We start from the raw sequence: 25,832 nt of genomic DNA on the forward strand, positions 1-25,832 counted from the left end.
CTCAACCGTTGGCAGGGTGCGGACCCTCCTGCCCGGAAGGTGAGGGAGCCTCTGTGCTCCCTCCCCTCTTCCTTCTGATGTGCGGCTTGAACAGCCTCTCGACCTCTTCTTGAACCTCCTCGGCTTTTCCGCTCAGAACGAGCTTTCCGTTGCCTATCACGACGACCCAGTCAACGATGGGCATCAGAGGCTCCCAGATATGGCTTATGATTACGAAGTTGGTCTTCCCCCTCATATCCTCGATGATTTCAATGACTTTTTCCATGCTGTCAAAGTCTATATTGGCGAGAGGCTCGTCGAGGAAGACTAGCTCCGGCTTTCCGATGAAGGCCTGCGCGAGGCTCAGTCTCTTCAGCATTCCCGAGGAGTAACCGCTTATGCGCTTATCAATAAAGGTCTTCACCTCAAAGAGCTCCGCCACGCGCTCAATTTCGTCCTCTCCGAAGCCCCTGCTCTCCGCAAAGAGGTTCAACCATTCCCGCCCGGTTGTAAACTGCGGAAAAGCCGGCGGGTCGTAGGCAACGCCGAAGCGGGTTTTAACCCTCCAGTTGTTCCAGGGACTTTCTCCGAACACCTTTATCTCTCCAGAGGTTGGCCTGTAGACCCCGGTGGCAAGCTTAAGAAAGGTGCTCTTTCCACCGCCGTTGGGTCCGAGTATCAGCGTTACTCCCTCCGGAATGCTAACCGTAACCCCGTCAAGTGCGTGGATGCTCCCGAAGTATTTCTTCAAATCCCTCGCCTCGATAATCATTTCCTCCACCTCCAAATGACCAGGGCAAGGAGCAGTGCAAAAACGGTCCCTAGGCCGTAGATTGCGTTCTGAACGTCCTTCGTCGGGTAATTCTTGATGAATCGGAAGGCGCAGGTCAACTTCCCGGTTCCGTTGTTGAGGACAAGGTAGTCCCCTTCACGTGGCAGGACGAACTGATAAGTCAGATGCCCGTAGATGTTCTCCCTGTTCACGAGCTCGCCCGTTATGATGTCGTACACCTCAACGACCCCGTTGCCGTTGCAGGACGCTTCCACGAGGGAGCTCGTTGGGGTGTACATGGTAACCATCATTATGTCCGTCACGTTTCCCTGCCTCTCTATTGGTTGAAGGAAAACTGGGCCAACGGAGCCGACTTTGTTCTCGTATGAGTGGTAAATCCCAATGGAGCCGATTGTGAGTATCAACAGGCCAAGGAGCAACACTGTGAGGAAGCGCCTCATACCACATCCCTCCTCCTAATTAGAACCAGCGCGGCCCCGAGGAGGAGCAACGGGACTGCAATTCCCCAGCCAAGGTATTGGGCCGTGAAGGGAGTGAAGTCCGTGCTTCCGCATCTGTGAAGGGCGTAGGTGAAGAGTGCCGGGGGAATGCTCTCGAGTCCCAGGATTTTTGGTGCGTAGACTACGGTGAAGCCCACCATAAAGGCCAGGAAGGCGTTTGGAGATGCCAGGGAAACAAAGGTTGCGACGGCGACGAGGTATAATATCAGGAAGAGCGCAATAATGAGGGCATCGCTCATGAATCCCGAGGTTACCTCCGGCAGGTAGCCGGCTATGCTGGCGTAGCTCGTTACCGTGACGTATGCAAAGGGGAGAAGAACCATGAGGACGCTGTAGACGAGTATTGAGAGCAACTTGACTCCAAAGATTTCGGTGTTGGAGTACGGAAGCGAGTAAATAGAACGCGCAACCCCGCTGTCCCGGTCGTAGCGGAAAGATAAAGCGCCAAGGAGTAGGGTAAGGAATCCGACCAGCGTCCATACATCTTCGAGGGACATCATTCCTAGGATTGCATGTAAAACCCCAGTAGATTTAGAAGGACCAAACAGACTAATACTTATTCCAGATACAAAGCCCGCAGAATAATCAACGTCCATAATGGACTGTTTCATCGACATGCCAACGAGCACCAATCCCAAGAGAAAGAGGACGTCCTTTATAACGTCGTTAAACTCCCATTTCAGGAGTGTTTTAAGTCTACTCATTTTGTCCACCCCCTTGATTAAAATCTATCCCCATCCATCTCCAGTAAATGCCATTGCCACCAAAGATTGATAGGAGGATGTTTTTCATTTTGGCCACCCAAAACTTCTTTTTAACACAACAAAGCTAAGGAAAACTATCGATGTCCAAAATACATATTTCCAGATAGTCCTAGCCTTTGAAAAAGGAATTTCCTGGACTTTTTGGAACTCAGCGTTTGTATCATAGAAGACAAGCCCTGTAGGATACAAATAGTTGTTTTCCTGTTCGTTCTGTACCTTAAACTGGTAATATTCATCCGTAAACGATGCAAACGGAATTCCTATCGCCGCGAGGTCCGGAACGAGGGCCACTCCTACACTTCCGATGTTCAATACCAGTCCCGTTGAGGGGTCGTAGCGAAGGCTATCCGGGGTGACAGTTGTGAACTCAATCTTCCCGGGTATCTTAAACGGAGGGCCTATGACAGCCACCGTGACGATGGGAGGTTGAAAAAGCCCATAATAAGTTATCAACCCTCTTTGGTTGTCAGGGGATACACTCTTTACTGTAGCACTCCAGTTGTACATAGGGAACGTTACGAGCGTAATGTTCGGTGAAACGTTTTCCATCCATATGAACGTGTGGCCATAAGGCGTCCCATTCATTCCAAAGACCATTCCATCCTTCTTCCGTATGCGATATTCCCCAAATATCCGTAGGGAACGAAGTTTGACTTTCACACTGACTTTTCCATCTGCTAAGACTCTTTTTGACGTCGAGATTACATCTGCGCTGTTCCAAAAGGCACTAATCTGGGTACCATTTTGAGCCTCAAACTTGATTGTCACGTTTTTAAGGTTAAGGAGGACACCCATGGTGAGGTATTCCCCCCTCTCCGTGAGTATCTTGAATTTTATGAGAGTATCATTGTGACAGTCCACCCAGTAATAAGTTCCATTTCTGAAGTACAGAAGGGAAGCAGTAGTAACAAGTTCTGGCTTTATACCGCGGTTAACTTGACTTTCAATGTACGGGTTGTATCTTTTGGCGGTATACTCAATGTAAACTCCAGGCTTAGCCCAGTAGGGAGTTGCTGTTGAAATCGGAAGTGTGAAAAGGAAGAGCATTATTGTGACAAGTGCAAATAGACAATGCTTTTTCATCAGCGTCCCTCCTTATAGAAAAATTAGAAAATTTAAAAAGCAAGCTTCAGATGTACGGCCAGCCTGCAGTCGCTATATCTTCTTCGACTTCAGTAGCTCCAGAAAGAACGACAGTTATTGAAGTTATTGAGTCCCTATCAGGATACTTGTTGTAGTGGAAGTATGTATATCCTTTTTCCTTTCCTTTTTCAGTGAGTCCTCCATTTCCATACCTGTAAGTTATCTGGTAGTTGGTGTACGGGTGCTGGACATCGTACTTGACTCCCACCTCAGCGAGAGCCCAGCCATACTCGCCAGTACTTGTTTTATGGACCGAAGTAACAGCCCAAGTCGTCGCTGCCACGAGTCCGGTAGCCACTACCAAGAGTCCGAACAGTACGGCAACCAGCTTCTTCATGGTGTGGACCCTCCTGCCCGGGTACTATCTTGCCCCCGGGCAGTGTTAACTATCGTCCAACAATATTTAAGTTTTACTTCGAACTTTTGTGAACAATTATGAAAAACAATCGAAACTGGTCAAAATATCCACTAAAGATTTTCAAAGCTAGTTCACACTTTATTGTCAAATGAGAAAAGGTTCGGTAATAAAATTTTAAAATAAAATGGCAAACTCTCCATTTTAGTTTGAAAACTGTCGTTCCTTTCCACGCTCTGGCAATCATCTGGATTTTCCCCCAATTATTCTTTTAACCCCAGTTAGTGCAAGGGCTCCAAGGGAGACCATGAACACATACTTCAGTTGAGAACTAGGACTTTCGAATTTAACTTCCTTGACCTTCTGGAACTCAGCGTTCGTCCCGTACAGTAGTAATCCGCTCCACGTTGAATAGTCCCTTTTTACCTGGTTGAGGTAGGCTCCCCGCTGGTCGTTGAAAAACCCGAAGATGACTCCTATGGCCTGAAGGTCCGGAAAAGTGAACTCGGTTGGTGAATGTCCTATGATAATGCCCGAATTAGGGTCAAAGAGTACTGTGGAGGTGCTATTTGGGGAAACGGTTCGCTCAAATATCTTGAATATTCTGCCAATTGACACTTCGATTGTGCCCCCTTTGGATTCGAGATTGAGTACCCCAACTGGAGGACCAAAAGTTCCATAAGGTGTCCAGAAGCTTCTTTTCCATGAGCCTGTTTTTTGAATGTAATAACTAACGTTCCCAGGTTCAACTATAAAGGGGAGTGAGGGGTTCCAGTCTTCTGTGGCCTGGTACCACAGGCCGGTATGGCCGTAGAATTTACCGTTCAGGTCAAAAACTGCACTGTCATTAAGCCGGAGTTTATAGACTCCCGTTATGACCGCACGTTTTGTAAATATCTTATACCAGACCATGTCCTCCGGGATGCTTGGGTCGTGAGGCGGTTCTATGATGACATCTGAGGTGCCGACGTCCCAGAACTTGGGTGGTGTTGTGTTTTTCTTAACCAGTGTCAGTATAGAAACGTTGTTGAGCTCAATCCTAACTCCAATTGTGGCCAAGTTATTGCTTATTTCCAATACTCTGAACCTGATTTTAGTGTCGTTGAGTGTCAGAATCCTGAAAACCGTCCCGTTATACTCGTAAAAGATAACCGACGTGGCCTTCGAGATGTTGCTGACATAGCCTTTACCGTTTAAGTACTGGATATATGGGTCATATCTTTCGGCAATGTATTCAATGTAAACTCCTGGCTTGACCCAGTAGGGGGCGGCGGTTACTGCTTCCATTCCAGTCAAGATTAGTAGGAAAATCATAGTGACTCCAAGCAGATGATAGGTGTTGGGTTTCATCGTTTCAACCTCCAAAAATTAAAGAATAGAGGGCTCAGATGTACGGCCAGCCAGCAGAAGCGTAGACCTTTTCCATCACGAAGCCCTCGCTATTCTTGACAACTGTCTCAACAGTGATTCCATTGGGATCCCAGTACTTGTTAACGTTTGCTGTATATCCTGGCACAAGAAGGCCTCCAGTTCCATACCTGTAAGTTATCTGGTAGTTGGTGTACGGATGCTGGACGTCGTACTTAACTCCAACCTCTGCATAGGCCCAGCCGTAGTGTCCTTCGTTCCTTTGGTGCACTGCAGTAACTTCCCAGATGGTTGCTGCTGCAAATCCAGTAGCCACTACCAAGAGTCCAAACAGCAAGGCCACCAACTTCTTCATAATGCGGACCCTCCTGCCCGGGATTATGTCCTTCCGGGCGATTATTGTTATGTCTAGCCGATATTTAAGTCTTACTTAGAACCTTAGGATAAAATGCTGAAAAAAAACGAGCTTGGATAAAATATCCCGAAAAAAGCTCGGGAAGATGCCGTTTATGTTTGACATTAATATTGCTAAAAAGCTATTAATCAGTAATAACTTTGCCATTTTCAAGTCACATCACATTTGGCTATCACGCACGTATTCGGTTAGTTTGGAGTACCAACTTCCCCACCATCAAAGAACTCCCAAGGCAGTACGTGTTTTGGTTATATCTCGGGACGTCCAGACGTGCAAGAGAAAAAGAGGGTGACGCTTCATAGTCCATCGAAGCTTTTTCCCGTTCTCGCGAATCACAGGGAGGAGAGATAAGGAGGGGTAAATAAATCCGAGCTCATGCTTAGCTCCACGTCTCGGCTATGACGTCGTGCTTGTGAATGCTCTCGTTGCTGATTACGCGCACGTGGATTTTGCCCCTAAACTTCTCCCGGGCCTTGGCGAAAATCTCGCGTGCAACATCTTCAACGAACTTCGGGTTCGCGAACATGCCCTGCACAACCGCGTTCTCGTCAACCGTCTTCAGGAGCGTGTAGGTCGGGTGGCTGAAGGAGCTCTCGACAACGTCAATCATATCTTCGAGCGCTATCTCCTCGTCGAAGGCCGTCCTGACCTCGAGCTCGCCGATGGCGCGCTGTATGTGGGTCTTGCCGTTGTTGTTGGCCATCGCGTGCGGGCAGACCGTGTTCCCAATCACCTTGACGCGGAGGACCTTCTCAAAGGTGCCGTCCTCGTTCTTTATGACGCCGACCTCGACGTCGTAGGGCTCGTAGCTCGTCTTCCCGCTCGCCGGCGTTTCCCTGGGAATTATGAGGTGGGTCTTAATCCAGACCTCCGCCCTTCTGTGCGGGTGTTTGCTCTCAAGGCGCCTGATGACGGCTTTTCCAAGCTCCTCAAGCGAGCTGTGGGCCTCCCTAACCTCTTCCTCGACGGCCTCGCTCATGGCCTCGGTTATGCTCTCCACGAGCCTGCTCATGTGGATTCCCTTTTTCTCGGCCGGGACGTCTATCGTGACTTCAAAGAGCGGGAGGAACGTGTAGACCTTTCCCTTCCAGTTAATCTTGGCGACGCTCCTGAGGTTGGTTATGCCGACGCGCCTGAGGGGTTCCCTAATCTCCGGAACTTCTTCCTGGGTCTCAATCACTTCTCTCACCCGGGGTTGGCTTGAGAAAAGGTCTTTTAAAGTTAAGCCCGGAGCTCGTTCACCATGTAGTAAACGGTCCTCAGGGGAATGCCGAGGCGCTCGCTGATTTCCCGCATTGGAACGCCCTTCCTGGCCAGCTCGCGGACGAGCTTCACCGTTTTTTCGTCGTACTTCCTCGGCCTTCCCCTGGGCCTGTTCTCGGGGACGAGCTCTATACCGAGCTGACCGAGGGCGTAGATGACCCTCTTGGAGACCTTTGGATAGAGGCTCGGCGGACAGCTTATCCTCTTCACGTTGGGCGCGTTCTCAAGGATTTTAACAACGACCTCCTTGGTGGGTCTTAAACTAACGTAGACCTCGGTGACGTCCTCGTCGAGCTCGGAAAGCTTCCGCAGAAGCTCGTCGTAGGTTTTGGCACTCACCCGAACCTTCATGCCCTCACCCCTGCAGGAGGTCGAGGAAGCGCTTGGCCTTGTCGCTCTTCGGCATGAACTTCTCGAACTTCTTCAGCTCGCTCTCGCTGAACAGAACCTTGTGCAGGCCGGAAATCACGAACTTCTTTATGGCCTCCTCCAGCTCGGCCTCGTCAATTCCAAGGAGCTCCGCGACTTTTCCTTCGTCGTAGGGGCTCATGCCGTAGAGCAGAACCCCGCCGAGGAGGTAGTTGGGAATCGTTGTTATGTCCTTCCTCTTCCCGGTCAGCTGTTCCTCCATCTCGCACTTCCTTATGACGTAGATGCTCCCCTGCCCGGTCTTGAAGTCCTTCTCGTGCCTGAAGGGCAAATCGAGGATTGAGTAGTGGCAGTCGACGCAGAGCTTTATCCCCGGGAAGATGCCCAGGGTCTCGCGCTCCGTGGAAGAGGTGAGGAAGTAGTAGCGGAAGATGTCCAGGCCGAGCTTTTCGGCGCCGTTCTCGGGGTCGAGGGAGGCGTAGGCAAGTGCGAGGTTGTCAACGGTGTAGTGGTTGTTTATGAGAACCCCCCTCGTCTTCACGAACGTCAGAACGCGCCAGCGGAACCTTCTTCCGAAGCGCTTCCTGAGCTCCATCTCGATGTCGGCATCGGCCGGAAGGTCGAGGCGGGCCTTCTTCAGCCTGTTGTTCTCGAAGTACTCGACCTCAATCCTTATGCTCTTCGTCCTGACGGTTCCCTTCTCGCGGAGCTTGCCCTTGATGAACTTGAAGGTTTCCCTGACCTCAATGCTCTCCTTGGCCAGAAGCCTGAGCACGTCGCCGGAGTAGGCGAGGTGTGGAAGAACTTCAAGCCTGCCGAGCTTCACGGGCTTCTCAACGGCCCTGACCTTCTCAAAGTTCTCCTTCGTTATGGCATCTACCGGAATCTCCTTCCTGCCGAGCTTGAAGGTGTAGTTGGCCGAGAGCAGAGCTAAGGCCATCTTGTGGGCGGTTATAGCGGAGCGGAGTCTCTCAAGGGCCAAAGCCCTGTTGTGCTTCTTCCTGTAAATCCACTGGAGGTGGGGGTCCTTGTTCTTCTTGTCCATGAAGCGGACGGACGGAGCCGTTTCCCCAACGCGCCTCTCAAGCTCGTCCTGGAGGTCGTTCAGAAGGGAAACGTTGCGCTGGAGGGTGTAGGCTAACCTGGCCGGCTCGAAGTTCTCGAAGAGCTCGCCCAGGTCTATCCCGATATCGTCGAGTATCTTGTTGACCTGGGCGACGAGCTCTTCAGTCGTCGTCATGGCAGCAAATCACCGTTGTTTATCTTTTCTGGCAAATACTCCTTGGCGACGAACTCGAGGGACTTATTAGCTAAGGCCTGCTGTTCAATCCTGACGCCCCACTTGAGGGCCATCTTGAGCTGTCTCTGCCACTCCTTGTTCTGGAACCAGGGGTACTCCATCTCCTCAAGGATCCTCTTGTAGTCGCCCGTCGGGCCACCTTTCTTGTTGGGCGGGATTCCCTTGAGCTTCTCGGTGACGTTCTCTAAACCATAGCGCTTTATGTCGTCCATCGTCATGCCCACGAACCTCGCCTCGGGCGTTGCCAGCTTGTCGCTGAGGTAAGCGAGGTTTATCGAGCCCTGCTTTATGGTGGAGTAGATGTACCAACCGTAGGGGTCGCCATCGGTGAAGACGATGATTGGCAGGCCTTCTTCGTAGTGGAGCCTGTGGATAAGCCTTCTAACGCCACGCGAGGCCTGTCCCTGCGTCGCTATGATTAGGGCCTTCTCCTTCTTCGGGAACTTTTCCTCGATGAGACGGTCGGCCATAGCGGCGGTCTCGACAACGAGGGCGTAGTCAACGTTTATCTCCGGGAACTGAATGTGCTCCACCGTTCCAGGAACCGCCCAGCCGCCGCTTCCGAGCTTGCTCGCGTTGAACTCGTCCTCACCGTCGCGAATCACTATGTCGCCGTAGATGTAACCGCGCCTGTCCGCTGTGATGTGCATCTCCTCACGCAGGACTCCGAGCATTCTCTCAAGGTCTTCTATGATGGGGTCGCTCTCGCGCTGGTCCTCGAAGGTGTTCTCCTTCGTTCCAGGAATCGTGTGCTTGTTGGCGTAGTAGGCTTCACGAAGGCTCGCGTGCTTGCCCTCGGCGACGAGCCTCTTCACGTAGGCCATTATGAGTAAGGTTTGCATGAACTTTCTTGCGTGAGCCACGTTGAGGAAGTAACGCCTTGAGAGCTTGTCGCCCATCTTGATTAGCCTGCTCTTCTCGTCGAAGTAGACGTTGTTGAGTCCGCGCGTTGGTATATCGAAGTAGGGATTCTTACCGGCCTTGATAGCCTCAAGGACGCTCCTTCCGTACTCTTCGAGCTTGCTCAAGACCTTCTTGGGGTCGTAGGAGAACTTCTCCTTGGGCCTCTCGCGCTTTATTGCTTTAGGCATTCTCGCTCACCTCCGGGGCGGCACCCTCTGAAACGGCCTCCTTCGAGGCAAAGTGGCTCTCAATGAAGTTGAGGAAGTACTCCCTAATCTTCTCCTCCGGCTCGCCGGTCAGTATGCTTAAAGCCCTCGCTATCTCGGGCACGTACTTCTCGAAGGTCTTCTTCCTCTTGACCTGGTAAAGCCTTCTGTGCTTTCCGCTGAGGTAGGTCTGCAGCCTTCTCGCCGCGTCCATTATGGCCAGGCGAATCTCGTTGTAGATGTCCTCGTCGTTGGCTATGCTCTGCTTTCCGGTTCCGGTGTAGGGGACGTGGACTGAAACGACGTTAATCATGAGCACGAGCGGGGTTCTGTCGAGGTCGTCAACGCGGTAGCGCTTCCAGTCTATCGAACGGGCCGCCTGAGTGGTCACACACGAGCCGGCATCGAATAGGAGCGGAACGCGGTTCGCGTAGCGGAGGAGCTCAAAACCGCTCGGTATCTCACCGCCGTAGGCAAGGCCGACCTCGACCTGGAAGGGGATTCCGCCCGAGTAGACCTTCGGCGGTCTCGTTACGGCCGTTACGAACTCCGGCTTGAGGATTCCCTTCAAACCCTTCTCAATGTTCTCCTCGCCTATGGGCCTGAGGCCGTGCGTCGGCGGAGCGAGGAACTTCATGTACTTGAAGGCCTCGACTATCTCTTCAGCCTCGTGCCAGGTGAGCTTTTCAGGCGGCTTCTCCATCATCTTCGCGACCTGCTTGACGACCTTGGTGTAGCCCTTGAAAGAACGGAGAACGGCCTTGACTTCGCCCTTCATGAGCCTCTCGTAGAGCCCTTCCTGAACCTTCTTGTCCTCGACCGTCTTGATGAGCCTCAGCGCCGCTATGTACTCGACGAGCTCGTCAACCTTCTTGTCGCTTATCCTCGAGAATTCTCCAACGAGGAAGCGCCTCACCGTTGTTCTCTTCGTCTTCTTGGCCATCCTGTAAACGTCGTCCGTCAGGACGCCCTTCGGGTGGGGCTTCATCTCAACCGGCGGTTCCGGAATCTCGTCGCTCGAGCGCGGGAAGACGATTAGCCTTCCGTCGGGCTCGATGAGCTCGATGTGGGCGTGTGGATTGGCTATCGCGGTGAGCTTGAGGTACCAGTAAACGCCCTGCTTCGAGCGGATGTATTTAACGTTCTTAACCTCGAGCTCTATCCTCGTCCCGTGCCAGCCGTCCGGGTTCGGGTGCTTCTCCTTTTTGACGATTTTACCCTCGTTTCTGTCGACGTCTATCTTCACCCAGGCCTCTATTATCTCGTCTCCCGTTGAAGTAATCACGCGGGTCGCCTTACCGCTCGTAATCTGGGCGAACATCACAGCACCGCTTATACCGATACCCTGCTGGCCCCTGCTCTGTATGTTCCTGTGGGCCTTCGTTCCGGCCAGCATCTTTCCAAATACGTGGGTTATGTACTTCTCCGGGATTCCCGGGCCGTTGTCCTCAACGACAACCTTGTAGTGCTCCCTCCCGAGTTCCTCAATCTCGACCCTTATGTAGGGCGGAATTCCAGCCTCCTCACAGGCGTCGAGCGAGTTCGTCACCGCCTCGTGGACGAGCGTTGTAAGCGAGCGGACTTTTCCAGTGTAGCCGAGCATTGCCGCGTTTCGCCTGAAGAACTCGCTGACGCTCTGAATTTTGAACTCCTTAAAGAGCTGACTCGCCTCGGCCATCGTCATTCCTCCTCCCAATCCTCAAGCTCGGGCCCGCCCTCAAGGGCCTCGTAGTAGGCGGAGCTTTCGAGCTCCAAATCCTTCTTGCGCCTTTCGAGGTAGCGGTAAACGACGCCGTGGGGCGAGCCCTTGGCGAGCTTTTCTATAGCCGTTCTTGCCACCTCTACCTGAATCGGGTTGCCGATAATCGCGACGGTCTTTCCGTAAACGCTAACGTCAGCGCCACTCATCTCCTCAATAATCTCCCTCGTCCTTCCCTTCCGCCCGATGATTCTACCCCTGACCCTCGGCAGGGCGTTCTTCTCGTTCCCAACCACGATGTCGGTGAGGTTGACAACCTCGAGGATTTCACCCTCGTTGAAGAGCCTGAAGGCCCTCTCGGGGGAGAAACCCCTGCCTATGGCCAAAACCACGTCCCTCGCCTTCCAGACGGCAAGGGGGTCCTTGGTCTTCTTCGTGGCGGTGATGAAAACTTCTCCCGTCTCGCTGTCGACCTCTATCTTGGTTCCGGTGCGCTCCTCGATTTCCTTCTTGGTCTTGCCCTTCTTGCCTATGAGGACCGCTATCCTCTCCTTTGGAATCCTCACAAACTCTTCCTGCTCGCCCTCGGCCACGTAGTCAATCTCGCCGAACTCGGGTTCTTCAATCGGTTTTCCATCCTTATCAACGCGCTCGTACTTCTTCAGGAGTCTCTCAAACTCGTCCATGCTCTCACCTCTCAATCAGCTCGCGGAGCTTCACCTCGTAGTCCTCAACCTCAACCCCCTTCCTCGCGAAGTAGCTTGTAACGTTCCTCAGGTCGCGCTTTAAAAGCTCGACGCTCATGCGGTTCCTCCTGACGGTGGCCTGCGACCAGTCTATGACCACCGGCCCGTCCCAGAGCAGGACGTTGTACTCGCTCAAATCGCCGTGAACCATGTCACCGCGCTTCCAGAGCCTCTCGATGACGCCGATTAGGTAATCGTAGAGCTCCTCAAAGTCACTCCTCTCAAGCTCCCTCTCAACGTCCTTCAGCCTTGGAGCGGGCATCTCATCGCCAATGAACTCCATTACCAGGACGTTGTTGCGGAAGATTACCGGTTCGGGAACGCGAACCGCGTACTTTATCGCCCTCTGGAGGTTCTTAAACTCCCTCCGAGTCCAGACGAAGACGAGCTTCCGCATGTCCTTCGGCAGGTAGCCGATGCGGGGGTCAGCGGCTAAGTACTCCCATATCCTCCTGAACTCGGTGGTGTACGTCCTGTAAATCTTCACCGCTATCTTATTGCCCTCGGCATCAACTCCCGCGAAGACGTTTGCTTCCTTGCCGGTGCTTATTACGCCGTAGAGCTCCTCAATTTTACCGCGCCGGTGGAGGTAGGCCAGGGTTTCTTTCGTCGTCCTGTCGAAGACCTCGTTGGCTATCTTGTAGAGCTCGCTGTCCTTCTCCCGCTTATCCCTGAGGCCCAGTATCTCCTCGACTTCCCGCTCAATGGCTTCCTCGCGCATCTCCCATCACTCGGAATCAGAACAACAGCTCCCCGCCTGTGAGGAAGTCCTGGCTTATCTTGCCCTTCCTGAGGAGCCAGTCCACCTGGGTTCTCGTGTAGCGGTAAACTATGTCCCCGCGCTCGTCGGTCTGAACGGGCCAGGGCTGGACGATGACGACGTCGCCAACGCGCATCCACATCCTTCTCCTGAGCTTACCCGGAATCCTGCATCTCCTTATCTTGCCGTCCTCGCAGCGGACGTCCATCCATCCGGCGCCGAGGGCCTGCTCTATAACTCCGAAGAGCTGTCCCTGGCTCCTGTCCGGGAGGGGAACGCGAATAACCTCATCACCCTCCACCTGCCTGTTCTTTTTACCTTTTCCACCCTTGTACGCCATGAGCATCACCCCCAACCGCTCTGCGTGAGCCCTTATAAGCTTACCCCTGCAAAAATTCTCCAAGTGGCCTTTAGTCCCAAACTTTTAAAATTTTTGCAACGGGATTACCCAGACTTGTCCACCATAGGAACATTAAAGTTTAAAAACGGACCGAAATACTTGGAGTGGGATTGATATGACCGCGGTGGAAGCCGAAAACCTGACGATACTCTACGAGGGCAAACCTGCTTTGAGCGACGTGACGTTCAGGTTAGACGAGGGTAAAACCCTGCTCCTCCTCGGCCCGAACGGTGCGGGAAAAACGACGCTCCTCAAGACGATAGCCTGCTTCCACCGCGAATACCGGGGAAAGCTCCTCGTCTTTGGAAGGGACCCCTGCGACGCGAGGCATCTGATAGGCTACGTCCCCCAGAGCAGTTCCCTCAACGAGCGCGTTCCCCTAACGGCCCTCGAAGTTGTCGCGATGGGCGGGCTCTACAGGAGGGGCTTCGTCCACTTCAAGATTTCAGAGGAAATTCTAAGAAAGGCGGAGGAGGTTCTAACCTTTGTCGGCCTCGGGCACGTCAAGGACAGGCTCTTCCGCGAGCTTTCTGGGGGGCAGAAGCAGAGGGTTCTGCTCGCGAGGGCTTTAATGAGCGACCCCAAGCTGCTCCTCCTTGACGAGCCACTCTCGGCGTTGGACCCGAGCGCGAGGGCAGAGGTAACGAACGTCCTCAGCAAGATAAAATCCGAGAAGAACGTCACGATGATAATAACGACCCACGACATAAACCCGCTCCTTGAGATAGGCGACCTCGTGATGCTGATTAACAAGAGGCTGATAGCCTTTGGAAGACCGGAGGAAGTCCTCACCGACGGCGTCATCAAGTCCGTCTACGGCCCGCTGGCGAAGGTAATCCCCGTCGGCGGAAAGCTCTACTGCATAACCGGCGACTTCCACCTCCACAGGGACAGGGGGGGTGGGCTGTGATTCCGGAGTTCATACTGAGGGCAATCCTGGCGAGCATAATGGTCAGCGTCCTCCTCGGTCTGCTGAGTCCGTTGATAAATACCAAGGGCCTGGCTTTCCTCACCCACGCGCTCTTTCACGCCCTCCTCCTTGGAGCCGTCCTCGGGATGATTCTCGCGCTCCTCTTCAACAGCTACGCCCTCGTAACCCTTATCGCGCTCGTAGTGACGATTGCAATCGTCCTAATCATAGCCCAGCTCGAAAAGCTCGGCTTCACCCCGGATTCGGCCGTAGGAATAGTGGCGAGCTTCGTTGCCGGACTTACCGTTCTCGGCTTCGGAATCCTTTACAAGGTTATGGCGAGCAGGCCGTATTTTCCGCTTACCGAGAACATCGTGTCCTACCTGACCGGCGACATCTTTCTCATAACGCTCCAAGACCTAGCCGTTCTCATCCTCGGCGGTGCGCTCATCTTCTTCGTCCTCCTCTTCCTCTACCGCGACTTCCTCTACCTCAGCTTCGACCCGGAGGGAATGGAGAGCTACGGCGGGAACGCGAGGGCCTACCTCATGATTCTCTACGTCCTCGTGGGCGCTATCGGTGCCCTAATCGTCCAGACCGTCGGCCTGATAACCCTCCAGGTCGTTGCCGTCCTGCCCGGCGCGATAGCGCTGATGGTGAGCTCGGATTTGAGGAAGGTCCTCGCGGTGAGCCTGCTTTTAACCCTCACCGTCCAGCTCTCGTCGGTGGTTTTGGCTTACTTCACGGCAATCCCGCCGAGCGGTATAGCGACCATAATGCTGGGCCTAATCTACGGCGCGCTCCTCTTCCGGAGGTGAAACCTTGGGACGGAAGATAGCGGGCATCGACGAGGCTGGCAGGGGGCCGGTGATAGGCCCGATGGTCATCACGGCTATAGTCGTTGACGAGGAGAACCTGCCGGGGCTTGAGGAGCTAGGAGTTAAGGACTCGAAGAAGCTGACGCCGAAGAGGCGCGAAAAGCTTTTCAACGAGATTCTAAGCCTTGCGGACGATTACGTCGTTCTGGTCCTCTCGCCAGAGGAAATAAGCTCCCGCGAGGGAACGCTCAACGAGTTCGAGGTCGAGAACTTCGCGAAAGCCCTGAACTCCCTGAAGGTTAAGCCCGACGTGATTTATGCCGATGCCGCCGACGTTGACGAGGAGCGCTTTGGGAGGGAGCTGAAGGAGAGGTTGAGCTTTGAAGCCGAAATCATAGCGAAGCATCGAGCCGACGCGCTCTTTCCGGTGGTTTCCGCCGCTTCAATCGTCGCAAAAGTAACCCGCGACAGGGAAATCGAGAAGCTGAAGGCAGAATACGGCGAAATCGGGAGTGGCTATCCGAGCGACCCGAGGACGAGGGCGTTTCTTGAAAATTACTACAGGGAGCATGGTGCCTTCCCGCCGATTGTGCGGAGGGGGTGGAAGACGCTGAAGAAGATTGAAGAGAGGCTCAGGGCTGAGATGGAAACCAAAAAATCAAAGAAAGGCCAGCTCAGTCTTGAGGACTTTCTGAGGAGATAGATTTCTCGGAGCCAAGCTTTTGGAAGGCCCAGTCCTTGAACTCCTTCAGCTTCTCCCAGTAGAAGTCCAGGGAGCTTCTGAAGGCCTCCCACCTGAGGAGCTCGTTCAGCGCGACGCCCATGACGACCGAAGCGGGCGGAACGAGAACCGTTGCGTAGAAGCTGAACTGCGTCTTCCCGCCGAGGGCGTACTGGAGGGCGAAGAGGCCGATGGTGCTCCAGAAGACCATGAAGGGCGCAAGGATTCCCGGCTTTCTCCTGTGAAGCCAGGGCATCGCGAAGATTAGAACTACCATGCCGAGCAGAAGAACCGGGTCGGTGCTCGCGAAGACGTTGGGGTTGAAGTGGAAGGGAAAGGCCCTGTAGTTGACGAACCACTGCCAGAAGGGCGAGGTGTTCGGGTTCGGGCCCTTGTAGCTGAGGTGCCATCTAAAGCTTCCAAGGAACTCCCTGAGCCAGGGAATGAAGCCTATCGCCTTTATTATGGGGAGCTCCGGGAGCAGGAAAACGATGCCAGGAATTACCACGACGATTGAGAAGAACCTTACGAAGGACTTTTCCCTCCTGAGCGCCCTCCACAGGAGGACCGGCCAGCCGAAGGCACCGCTGAGCTTCGTTGCCCCGGCGAGGCCCAGGGATATTGAAGAGCCGAGCTCCATTTCGTAGGCCAGGGCGAAGACGAACAGCGCGACGAAAAACGCCACATGGATGTCGAGCATTGCCGCGACAGAGGTTGCCTGAAGCGTCGGGTCTGCAACCACGAAGGCGAGCGCTATGAGCGACGCGAGGTAGCTTTTGCTTATCCTGTAAGCGGCGAGAACGACGAGGAGCTCTATGAGGGCGAACTCGATTATACCCGGGAGGCGCCAGCTGATTGGCCTGTCCCCGAGCAGAACCATGCCCAGCATTATGAAGTCCTTTCCGAGGAAGGGGTGCTCCGTGTTGAGATAGTTCTGTATGTTCTCTTTGTCAGGATACCTGAAGCCTGGAACGATGTAGTAGCTCCCATCGGGCAGTTGGGTCGAGAGCTTTTCAAGGAAATCTCGATACTCCCCCTTGGGAATCTCGTAGTAGACACCGGGAAAGTTGTAGTACTCGATTCTAAGCCTCACACCACTGAAGGCCGCGATAGCATCGGCCGTGCTCAGGTACTTGAACTTGTCGCTCTCGTTTGCGAAGATGACGTTGACACCGTAGGTGCCGTTGAACTCGTAGGTAACGTTGACTCCGAGAAGGTGAAGGACGTTTCTGCTCGCGGGCACGTACCAGACCTCGTCGCCGATGTAGTCGTTGAGGCCTGGCTGAGAAGCGAAGTGATAGGCGAACCACACGGTACCGACCATCGTTAGGGCAACGATGAGCGCAAAAGCGGCCCTCTTCCAGTCCATTATTAACACCGCTCAAATTAAGCGGGCAACGTTTTTAAGCCTCTCCCCTTAGGCGAGAACATGTTGGCGGAAATCACCGAGGAAAAAGTCAGGGAGGCAATGGAGCTCATAAAGCGCGGTTTCGACGAGAAGAAGCTCCGCGCGAGGCTCGGCAAGAATTGGGAGCTGATAGCGGAGATAGCGAGGGCGAGGATTAAGGCTAAAGACAAGTTCTCGCGCGACGACCTGTGGATGGACCTTGAAGGCCTCCGCTACGCCACCCACGAGGTGGTTGCTAAATATCGCGCCGAGCGCCTGAAAGAGTTCGGAGTCCGGAGCATCGCCGACGTCTCCTGCGGAATCGGAATCCAGCTCATCTTCTACGCGATGAAGGTCGAGAAAGCTTATGGAATAGACATAGACCCGCTCAAGATAGAGTTCGCGAGGAGGAATGCCGAGCGCTATGGAGTTACCAACATCGAGTTCATAAACGCCGACTCTCTGGCCCCGGAGACCGTGGAGAAAATAGACGCAGAGGTAATATTCTCGGACCCGGCCCGGCCCCCGGAAATGCCCGAGAGGAGGCTTGAGGATTTGCTCCCAAGCCCGCTGGAAATCTACAACGCCTACAAAGCCAAAACAGACGCGTTCATATTCGATTTGCCCCCCCAGATGAGGCGCGAGAGGGTTCCATGGAAGGGCGAGTTCGAGTACGTTGATTTGCACGGCCACCTCAACAGGCTGACCTTCTACACCGAACCTCTCGCGAAAGCCGAGAGGAGCGCCGTAATCCTTCCGGCGGGAGTCAGACTTGAGAGCGACCCGAACCTTGAGAAGGTCGTCGAGTGGACTGAAAAGCCCGGCCAGTACCTCTACGAGATTCCGCAGGCCGTTGATTATGCCGATTTGCTCAATGAGCTCTTCCACAGGCTCGATGGCAACGCAAAGATGCTCCTTCGCGAGAAGAGGCGCGTTTTAGCTACGGGCGACGAGCCGATTAAGAGTCCCTACCTCAAGAGGACGTATTCAGTCGTCGCGGTTCTGCCGTTCCATCCGGTCAGGATTAACGACCTCCTGAGGAGAGAGGGCTTTGGAAGGGCGACGCTGAAGATGAGCGTCCCGCAGGAGGAGTACTGGCGGATAAGGCGGAAGATAGAGGCCGGCCTGAAGGGTGATAGGCGGGCCTTCGTCTTCAAGGTCGGGGAGAAAGCAGTCATAGCCGAGGCGCTATAGCTCCTCTATCCTCGCGTTCCTAATCTTCTTCGAGCCTATTCTCAGCCCTTTGAAATAGTTAACGTATTCCTCAGGGAGAAAAGAGTCGAGGTTCGTTGACTTCAGTCGTTTTTTCTTCCTTCTGGGCTTCTCATCGGATTTTATCCTGGGCTTCACGTCCCCGATGAACTCGTCAAGCTTCCTGTTCATCCGCCCACCCACCGAAGATTGAAGCCGTTGTATAAAGGCTTTTCCCTGGTTCAACCTTCTTAGGAAAGCTTTTAACTTCCGGGGTTTATCAGGGGAGAGAGTAAGGGCGGGTGGTTGCCATGTGTGGAATCATAGGCTACATCGGTGACAGAAAAGCCTGTGAAGTAATCGTCAAGGGCCTCAAAAGGCTCGAATACCGCGGTTACGATTCTGTTGGCGTTGTAACTGAGGAAAACGGGAAGCTGTACATCAAGAAGGGAGTTGGAAGCGTTGACGAGGTCACGGAGAGGTTAAAGCTCCTCGATATGCCCGGAAAGCGCGGTGTCGGGCACACCCGCTGGGCGACGCACGGCGTTCCGAACGATATTAACGCTCACCCCCAGAAAGACTGCACGGGAAAGATAGCGCTCGTTCACAACGGCATAATCGAGAACTTCGCGGAGCTGAAGAAGGAGCTGGTTGAGAAGGGTCACACCTTTGAGAGCGACACGGACACGGAGGTTATAGCCCATTTGATAGAGGAGGAGCTGAAATCGAGCGAGAACTTTGAGGAAGCCCTCCGGAAAGCTCTCCTTAAGCTTAAGGGTTCCTTTGCCCTCGGAATCGTCTACACGGAGGAACCGGACAGACTCTACTTCGTCAGGAACGAGAGCCCTCTCGTGCTCGGAATCGGCGAGGGCGAGAACTTCGCGGCGAGCGACGTCCCGGCTTTTCTCGAATACACAAACAGGGTCGTCTTCCTCGACGACATGGAGTATGCGGTCGTTACGAAGGAATCGTGGGTCGTGAAGAGGCTCGAAACCGGCGAGGAAGTCGAGAAGGAGGTCAAGACGATAGACTGGACGCTTGAGATGGCCGAGAAAGCCGGCTTCGAGCACTTCATGCTCAAGGAGATATTTGAACAGCCGAGGGTTCTGAGGGATGCCATTCACGGGAACGCGAAGGTAATCGGAGATGTCGCAAGGGAGATAGCGGATTACGAGAAAATCTTCATCGTAGCGATGGGAACCTCCTATCACGCCGGCCTCGTCGGCAAATACCTCCTCCAGAGGCTGGCGAAGAAGGTTCCAATCGTCGAAGACGCCAGCGAGTTCCGCTACGAGTTCGAGGATTTAATTGACGAGAACTCCCTCGTCATAGCGATAACCCAGAGCGGTGAGACAGCGGACACGCTTGCCGCTATGAAGCTCGCGAAGAGGAAGGGGGCGAAGGTTTTAGCCATAGTCAACGTGGTCGGCAGCATGGCGACGAGGATAGCCGATTTAACGCTCTACACCCACGCAGGGCCGGAAATAGGCGTCGCGGCGACGAAGACCTACACGACACAGCTCGCGGTTCTCACGATGCTCGCCATCGAACTGGCCAGAACCCTCGGAACGGCCGATGAGGAATATCTCAAAGAACTTGAGGAAAACCTGAGGAGAGTCCCAGACCTCATCGAGGATATCTTGAACCTGAACGAACCGCTCAGGGAGCTCGCAGAGGGTCTGAAGGACAGGGAGAACTTCTTCTACATAGGCAGGGGAATAGGCGTTCCGACAGCCCTTGAAGGTGCCCTAAAGCTCAAGGAGATAAGCTACATCCACGCCGAGGGATTGAGTGCCGGCGAGCTCAAGCACGGGCCGTTGGCGTTGATTGAGGACGGAGTCCCGGTCGTGGCGATAGCGCCGAAAGGGAGGACCTTCGACAAGATGCTGGGCAACATAGAGGAAGCAAAGGCGAGGGGGGCGCACATAATAGCCCTTGGCTCCTCCGAAAGGTTGCGCGAGGTCTCGGATGCGTTCATTGAAATGCCAGACCTTGATGAAATCCTGACTCCGATTCCCTACATCGTCCCGCTCCAGCTTCTGGCTTATCACCTTGCCGTGCTGAGGGGCAACGACCCCGACAAGCCGAGGAACCTTGCCAAATCCGTTACGGTTGAATGAGGTGGTGTGAATGAAGACAGACGTTAAAGAAAAAAGGAAACGTAAGGGAGCCAAAGCCGAGCTCTCCAAGTTTTACGTCCTTTTCAGGGAGTACGGGTTGCCGATTATAGTGCTCCTCTTCGCGTACGTTGGCTACAAGATAAGGGCAGTCACGTCGAGCTACAAGACGTTCCTTGACCCGGACACCTTCTTCCACTTCGAGATGTACAAACTGGCAATCCACGAGTGGATTCCCAAGTATTACGCCTACGCCGAGCCCCCGATGGGCATAAAGGCCAGCGGTTACCTGGCGCTCTACACGATGCAGGCGCTCTTCTACAAGATAACCCACGCCCTCTTTGGCTGGAGCGAGCTCCAGGCCTTCAAGGTCTGGCCACCGTTCGTCGGCGCGATGATAGTCATAGCCGTCTTCCTCGTCGGCAGGAAGCTCCACTCAAACTGGGCCGGCTTCTGGGGAGCAGGCTTAATGATGGGCTTCTACGGGGCGATAACAAAGACCTACTCCGGAAACAACCGTGGTGAAGGACCCTTCATGATGTTCTTCCTCTTCGCGTTCTACTTCCTGCTCGTTTACCTCGACGAAAAGGACTGGAACTGGAAGAAAATAGCCGGTGCGGCCGCATTCCTCATACTCAGCCCGATTTACATGGGAGTCTGGACCGGCAGTCCGCTCGGCGTCATGATTTTCCTCGCAACCGGTGCAATAGTCCCGGTCGTGTTCTTCGCATTCGGAAAGATAAAAGAGCTCAGGCGCTTCGTCTTCGAGTACTACCCGATACTTGGCGTCTCGATAGTCCTCGGACTCATCGGGGCCCACGTTGGGTTCGTTGGAATAAAGAACTTCCTAATCTTCTCCCTTGAGGTTCTCTTCGCGATGGTGGCCCTTGCCGTGGTCATGCTCTACGGCGAGAGGGTTGGCCTCAACTACTCTGACCTGGCGCACAGGCTCGGAACCGTTATCGGCGTCTCGATAGCGGGATTCCTTGCGATATACGCCTACTTCGGAAAGGACCTCTTCAACTTCCTCAAAGCGGCGACGCGCTCAACCCCGCTCTACCAAACTGTTGCTGAGCTCCAGGGTCTCAGCTGGAGCCAGGTCATCAAGACCTTCAGCCTCAAACCCGTTTACAGGAACGGTATCGTCGTCAAGGGCGACAGTATAATATTCCTCCTCTCAATAGCCGGCCTCGTCGTCCTCCTCTGGAGGTTCTACAGACACGTTAAGGAAGGGAGCTACGAGCTCTACAAGGACTTCATGCCGATATTCTACTACTTTGGCGTCCTCTACCTCTTCCAGCAGGCCGTCAGGTTCTCTTTCCAGGCCTCTGGCGCGGTCATACTCCTCGCGGGCATAGCCCTCGGTGAGGCCTTCATCTTCGTGGAGAACATGAAGGACACGACCACAACGAAGGCCCTCTACGCGCTCTTCCTGGTGCTGATTCTCTTCCCAATGCCATACATAAGCGCCGACTATTCCTACACCAATCAGAAAGTTATGATGAACAGCTACCGCACCATAAATCCCGAAATGCCCGGTAGCGTTCCCGAGGCGTGGACCGACGCCCTTCTCTGGCTCAGAAACAACAGTGACCCCTACGCGACCGTCCTCAGCTGGTGGGACTACGGCTACTGGGAGGAGTCGAGCCTGCTCAGCCACAGGAGGGCCGTCAGCGACGGTGGTCACGGCTACGACAGGAGGTACATAATAGCGAAGTTCTTCTCGCACTACGACGCGAAGGGCGAGGTCGACCTTGAGGCCTGGGAGGACAAGTACGTCATAACCTTCCTCGACCCCTTCGACGGTCAGAGCGACTTCGGCAAGTTCGGCGCCATTGCCTACCTTGGAGGTGCGATAACTCACGGCGAGAGCTTTGGAATGTTCGGCTACGTCCCAGCCCAGAACATCCTCATCCAGAACAACACCGTCTACGTCAACCTCGGCAACAACCAGTACATAAAGCCCAAGATGACCATTGACCTCGTCAACGGGCACTTCTACAAGGCCAACGGAAGCGCCTCGCCCTACGTGCTTTACGTCGTTCCTTACAAGACCTCCAACAACCAGGTTTACCCCGTTGGAATCCTCGCCTACGAGAAGATAGCCTTCAGCAACTACGTGAGGCTCGCCCTTCACCTCCCGTACTCGATTAACGAGTGGGACGCCCAGAAGCTCTTCGCCAACTTCAAGCTCGTCTACACCGGCTACAACGGCTACCTCAAGAGGCAGGGAATCTACGACCCGAGCGTCAGGGTCTACGAGTTCACCCCCTTCGCGATATACCGGATGGACTTCCTCCAGAACGGAACATGGAAGCCGTTCTACAGCACCATGGCAGGCGGAAAGCTCCCGCTTGGAAACCAGACGCTCAGGCTCTGGATTTCGGCCTTTGGAAGGGACGTCAAGAACGGCACCATAATCTTCGAGGCCTACAACGGAACCAAGCTCATCGAGAGGAAAGTGGTTGCGGAGAACGTCTACGTCAACCGCCTCAACGAGACGCCGGTTGAGGTTCACCTCTACGTGCCCAACGCCACCAAGTACCGCTTCCTCCTCATCCAGGACGGCCCCGTCGGCGTTACGAACGGCCCGGTCTACGTTGACGGAAAGCTCGCGAATCCAAGCTGGGTCATCGCCCCAGGCCAGAGCGGAACGATTAAGCTCACCGAGGCCTTCGACAGGAACTACACCAACGTTGAGTTCACCCTCAGGGGCGTCGTCTACTACTACATAGCCCCCAACGGGCCGGACATCTACAAGCCGGACTTCTACCTCGAACCGCACATGGACATCGTGGGCTACATCCCGGTGAAGACCATCCCGAGCGTCAAGAAAGGCGACAACGTAATCACCGGAAAGGCCAGCGTTCCCGCGGACTTCATTGATAGCTACATAAACGAGCTCAAGAAGAAGTACGGCGACAAGGTCGTCATCGTCAGCAAGAGGATTGAGCCGATATTCATCGCCAAGAAGACCTACGTCCTCTGGGAGGGGAGCTGAGCTTTCTCCCCTCTAACAGCTATGAAGGCTCCAAAGCTTTTGCATTTTTTGTAACACTTTTTATCCACTTTCTCCGCGAGGCCAAGGAACGGCCAGAACGAGGGGAAGAATATCACCCCGGCGCTCTCGACGTTCTCGAAGCCGGCGTTTCCTAGGAGGTTCTCAAGTTCCTTTGGCGTGTAGAAGCGCGCGTAACGGTAGGCGGTTTCAACGAAAATGCTCTTCAACCTCTTGAACAGGAACCAGAGACTCCGCCCGTTCATCGTTCCGATTAGGACTTCCCCTCCCGGCTTCAGGACGCGGTGGATTTCCCTTAAAACCCTCTCCGGCTCGTGAATGAACTCGAACATCGTGACGCTGAGAACGAGGTCAAAGCTCTCATCGGGAAAGGGAAGCGAGTAGGCGTTGCCCTTGATGCAGTTAAGGCCCTTCGAGCGCGCTATTCTGAGCATCCCCTCGCTCGCGTCGAGGCCGATTACGTCGAAGCCCCGCCTTTTGAGCTCGAGCGTGTAGTTGCCCGTTCCGCAGCCGAGGTCAAGGGCTTTGCCAGACCTGGTTTTGAGCATCGAGAAGACGAGCCACTTCTCGGTTCTGTCAACGTATTGACCAGTCCTCGTCCTGTACCAGTCGTCGTAGCGGTGGGCTATCTTATCAAAGTACTCCATCAAAGCTTCACCTTGCCCTCGATGGTGAGTTCCTTGTCGGTTCTGTCGTCTATCCTCAGGCTTATAACCACGCGCTTCGCTCCAGCCTTCAAAATCGCCTCGTGGCACTTCTTCACCAGCTCAAGGATTTCGTCTATTGAGCCCTCAACGACGGTTCCCATCGGGCAGAGCTGGTATTTGAGCCCGCTCTCCTCGATTACTTTGATAACGGGTTTAAGGTACTCGCCGACGCTCGGGCTTCCAGTTCCGAGGTGAAAGATGCAGAGCTCCGCGACGGCCATCAGCCACCACCCGCCGGCGGGAAGATGTGCACCTCATCATCGTCCTTGAGTTCGGTGTCGAGGCCGTTCAGGTGGAGAACGTTGTGACCGTTCACGAGAATCATGCCGTCTATCGGCTTGTTCGGCCCAACGCGCGGACTCTCAAGGAGCTCCTTTTTAATCTCGGGGCTGTAGTGTTCGGCAAGGTAATCTATGAGCTCTCTAACAGTTCTGACCCCACGAACCTCAATCTCCTTCTTTCCAATGAGCTCGCGAAACGTAGCGTAGAACCTCACCCTCATTAGACACACCTAAGGTTAATGGATGGAAACCCTTAAAGCGATTTCCACTTACTATTTTAAGGTGGCGAGAAAGTGCTGAACGTAGAGCCCGGAGAATATTACTCAATCGTTGATAAGCTGTTTGCATCGAGGATAGTTGAGGCAGTTGAACCACTCGGTGCAAGCGTTGAGAGAATTGATGCTAAAATCAGGCACGAGGGAAGGGTTCTCTTCTTGAGCTTCGAGGTGGAGGTTGTCCAGCACAGCCTCGCCGGGATAGTGGACATGGAAACCGTTATCCAGGGAATCGTTGAGAAACTCATTCAGGAAGCCAACTCATCCTTTGGAAAGCTCTACGGGGTTGCGTTTGCCCTCGAGTCCCTTAAGGTCAGGGAAAACGTGCCGAGGGGAACCGAAAAAACCGAAGTCAAGCTCGTGGTCAGCGGACCGCCCGAACTGGAGGATTCCCTTCGCAGGCTCGGGAGGGGTTTAATGATAACCCTGAAGGACTGGGGAGTGCCCCTCTCATCCCTAACCGTAACAACGGACCTCGTTTCTCCAAAAGTTGTCTCCATCGTCCTCAGGCTCACCAAGAAAATGAGCGAGGCCGAGAAGGATACCCTTAGGGACGCCGTTGAGGCCAAGGCCAGAAACTACGCAAAGGCGCTCCTGCCCGAAGACCTTGAGGTTCAGGTCAAGGTTCTCGACCCGAGCGACAGGAACATCGCCCAGGTTATGAAGCGCGCAAAGGATATAGAGAAGGAAATAGAGATGCTAACGCAGGACGAGGAACTCAGAAAGCTCATGGAAGCTTTAGGTAAGTCTCCCTCGCCCTGATGTAGTCGAGCAACGGCTGAATCCTCTTCCAGACCTCCTCAACGCTTCCGTCACCGTCAACCCTCACGTATATCCCCTTGTTGCGGTAGAACTTTATTATCGGCTCCATGTTCTTCGTGTAGATTCTGTACCTCCGCTCGACAACCTCACGCCTGTCATCCCGCCTCTGAATCAGCTCCGAGCCGCAGACGTCGCAGATTCCGGGCTTTTTGGGTGGGTTGTATTTAACGTGGTAAACCGCGCCACAGTTCGGGCAGATTCTCCTCCCGCTTATCCTCTCGACGCTGGTTTCGAGGTCTATGAAAATCTCAAGGGCCAGGTCAAGCCTTATCCCGTGGTCGTATAGGTAGCTCTCCAAGGCTAAGACCTGCTCGGGCGTCCTCGGATAGCCGTCGAGGATGAAGTTCTCCCTCTGACGCCTCAGCTTGGAGATTATGAGGGTGTTCACAATCGTGTCCGGAATCAACTCACCCCTGCTCAGGTAGGCTTCCATCTCCTTTCCAATCGGCGTTCCGCGCTCTATTTCGCGCCTTATCAGGTCGCCCGAAGAAATATACGTCAGCCCGTAGCGCTCCACTATCCTGTGGGAGTGCGTGCTCTTTCCGCTTCCAGGAGGGCCGAAAATCAGAATGTTCACCGCGCACCACCATTAAACATTTATGCACACGAGTTGAATAAACT

28 protein-coding genes are annotated in these 25,832 nt (G+C 54.1%); 7 read left to right on the forward strand and 21 right to left on the reverse strand.

Annotation, left to right across the window (positions count from 1 at the left end):
- Position 1: 1 nt before the first annotated feature.
- The 15 genes from BD01_RS04480 to eif1A all read right to left on the reverse strand — a co-directional run bounded on the left by BD01_RS04480 (position 2) and on the right by eif1A (position 12,903).
- Positions 2 to 751, reverse strand: coding sequence for an ABC transporter ATP-binding protein (locus BD01_RS04480; RefSeq protein ID WP_051482160.1), 750 nt, complete (start codon positions 749 to 751; stop codon positions 2 to 4).
- Positions 748 to 1,212, reverse strand: coding sequence for a hypothetical protein (locus BD01_RS04485; RefSeq protein WP_042690553.1), 465 nt, complete (start codon positions 1,210 to 1,212; stop codon positions 748 to 750). Before BD01_RS04485 ends, BD01_RS04480 begins: the two co-directional genes overlap by 4 nt.
- Entirely contained in the window at positions 1,209 to 1,976 is a 768-nt protein-coding gene (locus BD01_RS04490) for an ABC-2 transporter permease (RefSeq protein ID WP_042690556.1), read from the reverse strand. The genes BD01_RS04485 and BD01_RS04490 overlap by 4 nt, the downstream gene beginning before the upstream one ends.
- A gap of 84 nt (positions 1,977 to 2,060) precedes the next feature.
- A complete protein-coding gene (locus BD01_RS04495) occupies positions 2,061 to 3,119 on the reverse strand; it encodes a hypothetical protein (protein WP_042690559.1) in 1,059 nt (352 codons plus the stop codon).
- Positions 3,120 to 3,165: 46 nt separating this feature from the next.
- Complete coding sequence (locus tag BD01_RS04500; RefSeq protein ID WP_042690560.1) at positions 3,166 to 3,516, reverse strand: hypothetical protein; 351 nt, start codon at positions 3,514 to 3,516, stop codon at positions 3,166 to 3,168.
- Positions 3,517 to 3,777: 261 nt separating this feature from the next.
- The gene (locus BD01_RS04505; RefSeq protein ID WP_042690563.1) at positions 3,778 to 4,884 is read right to left on the reverse strand and encodes a hypothetical protein; all 1,107 of its coding nucleotides are present in this window, start codon (positions 4,882 to 4,884) and stop codon (positions 3,778 to 3,780) included.
- Positions 4,885 to 4,918: 34 nt separating this feature from the next.
- Positions 4,919 to 5,257 carry a hypothetical protein gene (locus BD01_RS04510; protein ID WP_042690565.1) on the reverse strand — a complete coding sequence of 113 codons (339 nt, stop codon included), beginning with the start codon at positions 5,255 to 5,257 and terminating at the stop codon, positions 4,919 to 4,921.
- Between the two features lie 439 nt (positions 5,258 to 5,696).
- Positions 5,697 to 6,497: a GTP cyclohydrolase IV gene (locus BD01_RS04515; RefSeq protein WP_042690568.1), complete on the reverse strand. Its 801-nt coding sequence runs from the start codon at positions 6,495 to 6,497 to the stop codon at positions 5,697 to 5,699.
- A gap of 41 nt (positions 6,498 to 6,538) precedes the next feature.
- On the reverse strand, positions 6,539 to 6,931 hold the full coding sequence (locus tag BD01_RS04520) for a DUF1699 family protein (RefSeq protein WP_042690571.1): 393 nt from the start codon (positions 6,929 to 6,931) through the stop codon (positions 6,539 to 6,541).
- Between the two features lie 4 nt (positions 6,932 to 6,935).
- Entirely contained in the window at positions 6,936 to 8,189 is a 1,254-nt protein-coding gene (locus tag BD01_RS04525; RefSeq protein ID WP_042690573.1) for a DUF530 family protein, read from the reverse strand.
- Positions 8,186 to 9,340, reverse strand: a complete 1,155-nt coding sequence (locus tag BD01_RS04530; RefSeq protein ID WP_042690575.1) for a DNA topoisomerase IV subunit A — start codon at positions 9,338 to 9,340, stop codon at positions 8,186 to 8,188. The genes BD01_RS04525 and BD01_RS04530 overlap by 4 nt, the downstream gene beginning before the upstream one ends.
- Positions 9,333 to 11,036, reverse strand: a complete 1,704-nt coding sequence (gene top6B, locus BD01_RS04535; protein ID WP_042693152.1) for a DNA topoisomerase VI subunit B — start codon at positions 11,034 to 11,036, stop codon at positions 9,333 to 9,335. The genes BD01_RS04530 and top6B overlap by 8 nt, the downstream gene beginning before the upstream one ends.
- 2 nt (positions 11,037 to 11,038) lie before the next feature.
- On the reverse strand, positions 11,039 to 11,743 hold the full coding sequence (locus tag BD01_RS04540) for a KH domain-containing protein (RefSeq protein WP_042690577.1): 705 nt from the start codon (positions 11,741 to 11,743) through the stop codon (positions 11,039 to 11,041).
- A gap of 4 nt (positions 11,744 to 11,747) precedes the next feature.
- Positions 11,748 to 12,524, reverse strand: a complete 777-nt coding sequence (locus tag BD01_RS04545) for a serine protein kinase RIO (RefSeq protein ID WP_042690580.1) — start codon at positions 12,522 to 12,524, stop codon at positions 11,748 to 11,750.
- 16 nt (positions 12,525 to 12,540) lie between these two features.
- The gene (eif1A, locus tag BD01_RS04550) at positions 12,541 to 12,903 is read right to left on the reverse strand and encodes a translation initiation factor eIF-1A (protein ID WP_042690582.1); all 363 of its coding nucleotides are present in this window, start codon (positions 12,901 to 12,903) and stop codon (positions 12,541 to 12,543) included.
- A 175-nt stretch (positions 12,904 to 13,078) separates the two neighbouring features.
- Between eif1A and BD01_RS04555 the strand changes: the two genes are divergently transcribed.
- The 3 genes from BD01_RS04555 to rnhB all read left to right on the forward strand — a co-directional run bounded on the left by BD01_RS04555 (position 13,079) and on the right by rnhB (position 15,394).
- Complete coding sequence (locus BD01_RS04555) at positions 13,079 to 13,873, forward strand: metal ABC transporter ATP-binding protein (protein ID WP_042690585.1); 795 nt, start codon at positions 13,079 to 13,081, stop codon at positions 13,871 to 13,873.
- A complete protein-coding gene (locus tag BD01_RS04560) occupies positions 13,870 to 14,691 on the forward strand; it encodes a metal ABC transporter permease (RefSeq protein ID WP_042690588.1) in 822 nt (273 codons plus the stop codon). Before BD01_RS04555 ends, BD01_RS04560 begins: the two co-directional genes overlap by 4 nt.
- A 61-nt stretch (positions 14,692 to 14,752) precedes the next feature.
- Entirely contained in the window at positions 14,753 to 15,394 is a 642-nt protein-coding gene (rnhB, locus tag BD01_RS04565; RefSeq protein ID WP_051482221.1) for a ribonuclease HII, read from the forward strand.
- Here the strand turns inward: rnhB and BD01_RS04570 are convergent.
- Entirely contained in the window at positions 15,366 to 16,781 is a 1,416-nt protein-coding gene (locus BD01_RS04570) for a dolichyl-phosphate-mannose--protein mannosyltransferase (RefSeq protein ID WP_042690593.1), read from the reverse strand. The two genes, rnhB and BD01_RS04570, sit on opposite strands and share 29 nt — an antisense overlap.
- Positions 16,782 to 16,841: 60 nt before the next feature.
- On the opposite strand from BD01_RS04570, the gene BD01_RS04575 reads away from it, so the two are divergent.
- Complete coding sequence (locus tag BD01_RS04575; protein ID WP_042690594.1) at positions 16,842 to 17,993, forward strand: methyltransferase domain-containing protein; 1,152 nt, start codon at positions 16,842 to 16,844, stop codon at positions 17,991 to 17,993.
- Here the strand turns inward: BD01_RS04575 and BD01_RS04580 are convergent.
- Entirely contained in the window at positions 17,988 to 18,182 is a 195-nt protein-coding gene (locus BD01_RS04580) for a PCNA-inhibitor (protein WP_042690597.1), read from the reverse strand. The genes BD01_RS04575 and BD01_RS04580 overlap by 6 nt on opposite strands.
- 119 nt (positions 18,183 to 18,301) lie before the next feature.
- Between BD01_RS04580 and glmS the strand changes: the two genes are divergently transcribed.
- Positions 18,302 to 20,110, forward strand: a complete 1,809-nt coding sequence (gene glmS, locus BD01_RS04585; protein ID WP_042690600.1) for a glutamine--fructose-6-phosphate transaminase (isomerizing) — start codon at positions 18,302 to 18,304, stop codon at positions 20,108 to 20,110.
- 10 nt (positions 20,111 to 20,120) lie between these two features.
- On the forward strand, positions 20,121 to 23,108 hold the full coding sequence (locus tag BD01_RS04590; protein ID WP_042690602.1) for a peptide transporter: 2,988 nt from the start codon (positions 20,121 to 20,123) through the stop codon (positions 23,106 to 23,108).
- Here the strand turns inward: BD01_RS04590 and BD01_RS04595 are convergent.
- Genes BD01_RS04595 through BD01_RS04605 form a run of 3 tightly spaced genes read right to left on the reverse strand, consistent with a single transcriptional unit; the run spans position 23,084 to position 24,335 of the window.
- On the reverse strand, positions 23,084 to 23,773 hold the full coding sequence (locus BD01_RS04595; protein ID WP_042690605.1) for a class I SAM-dependent methyltransferase: 690 nt from the start codon (positions 23,771 to 23,773) through the stop codon (positions 23,084 to 23,086). The two genes, BD01_RS04590 and BD01_RS04595, sit on opposite strands and share 25 nt — an antisense overlap.
- On the reverse strand, positions 23,773 to 24,054 hold the full coding sequence (locus tag BD01_RS04600; protein WP_042690608.1) for an MTH1187 family thiamine-binding protein: 282 nt from the start codon (positions 24,052 to 24,054) through the stop codon (positions 23,773 to 23,775). Before BD01_RS04600 ends, BD01_RS04595 begins: the two co-directional genes overlap by 1 nt.
- Positions 24,054 to 24,335 carry a ubiquitin-like small modifier protein 1 gene (locus BD01_RS04605; protein WP_042690611.1) on the reverse strand — a complete coding sequence of 94 codons (282 nt, stop codon included), beginning with the start codon at positions 24,333 to 24,335 and terminating at the stop codon, positions 24,054 to 24,056. Before BD01_RS04605 ends, BD01_RS04600 begins: the two co-directional genes overlap by 1 nt.
- Positions 24,336 to 24,407: 72 nt before the next feature.
- On the opposite strand from BD01_RS04605, the gene BD01_RS04610 reads away from it, so the two are divergent.
- Positions 24,408 to 25,151, forward strand: a complete 744-nt coding sequence (locus tag BD01_RS04610) for a hypothetical protein (RefSeq protein WP_042690614.1) — start codon at positions 24,408 to 24,410, stop codon at positions 25,149 to 25,151.
- Here the strand turns inward: BD01_RS04610 and BD01_RS04615 are convergent.
- Complete coding sequence (locus tag BD01_RS04615; protein WP_042690616.1) at positions 25,117 to 25,788, reverse strand: adenylate kinase; 672 nt, start codon at positions 25,786 to 25,788, stop codon at positions 25,117 to 25,119. The genes BD01_RS04610 and BD01_RS04615 overlap by 35 nt on opposite strands.
- Positions 25,789 to 25,832: the final 44 nt, after the last annotated feature.

The organism is Thermococcus nautili, from assembly GCF_000585495.1.
In the GTDB taxonomy this organism is placed as follows: Archaea; Methanobacteriota_B; Thermococci; order Thermococcales; family Thermococcaceae; genus Thermococcus; species Thermococcus nautili.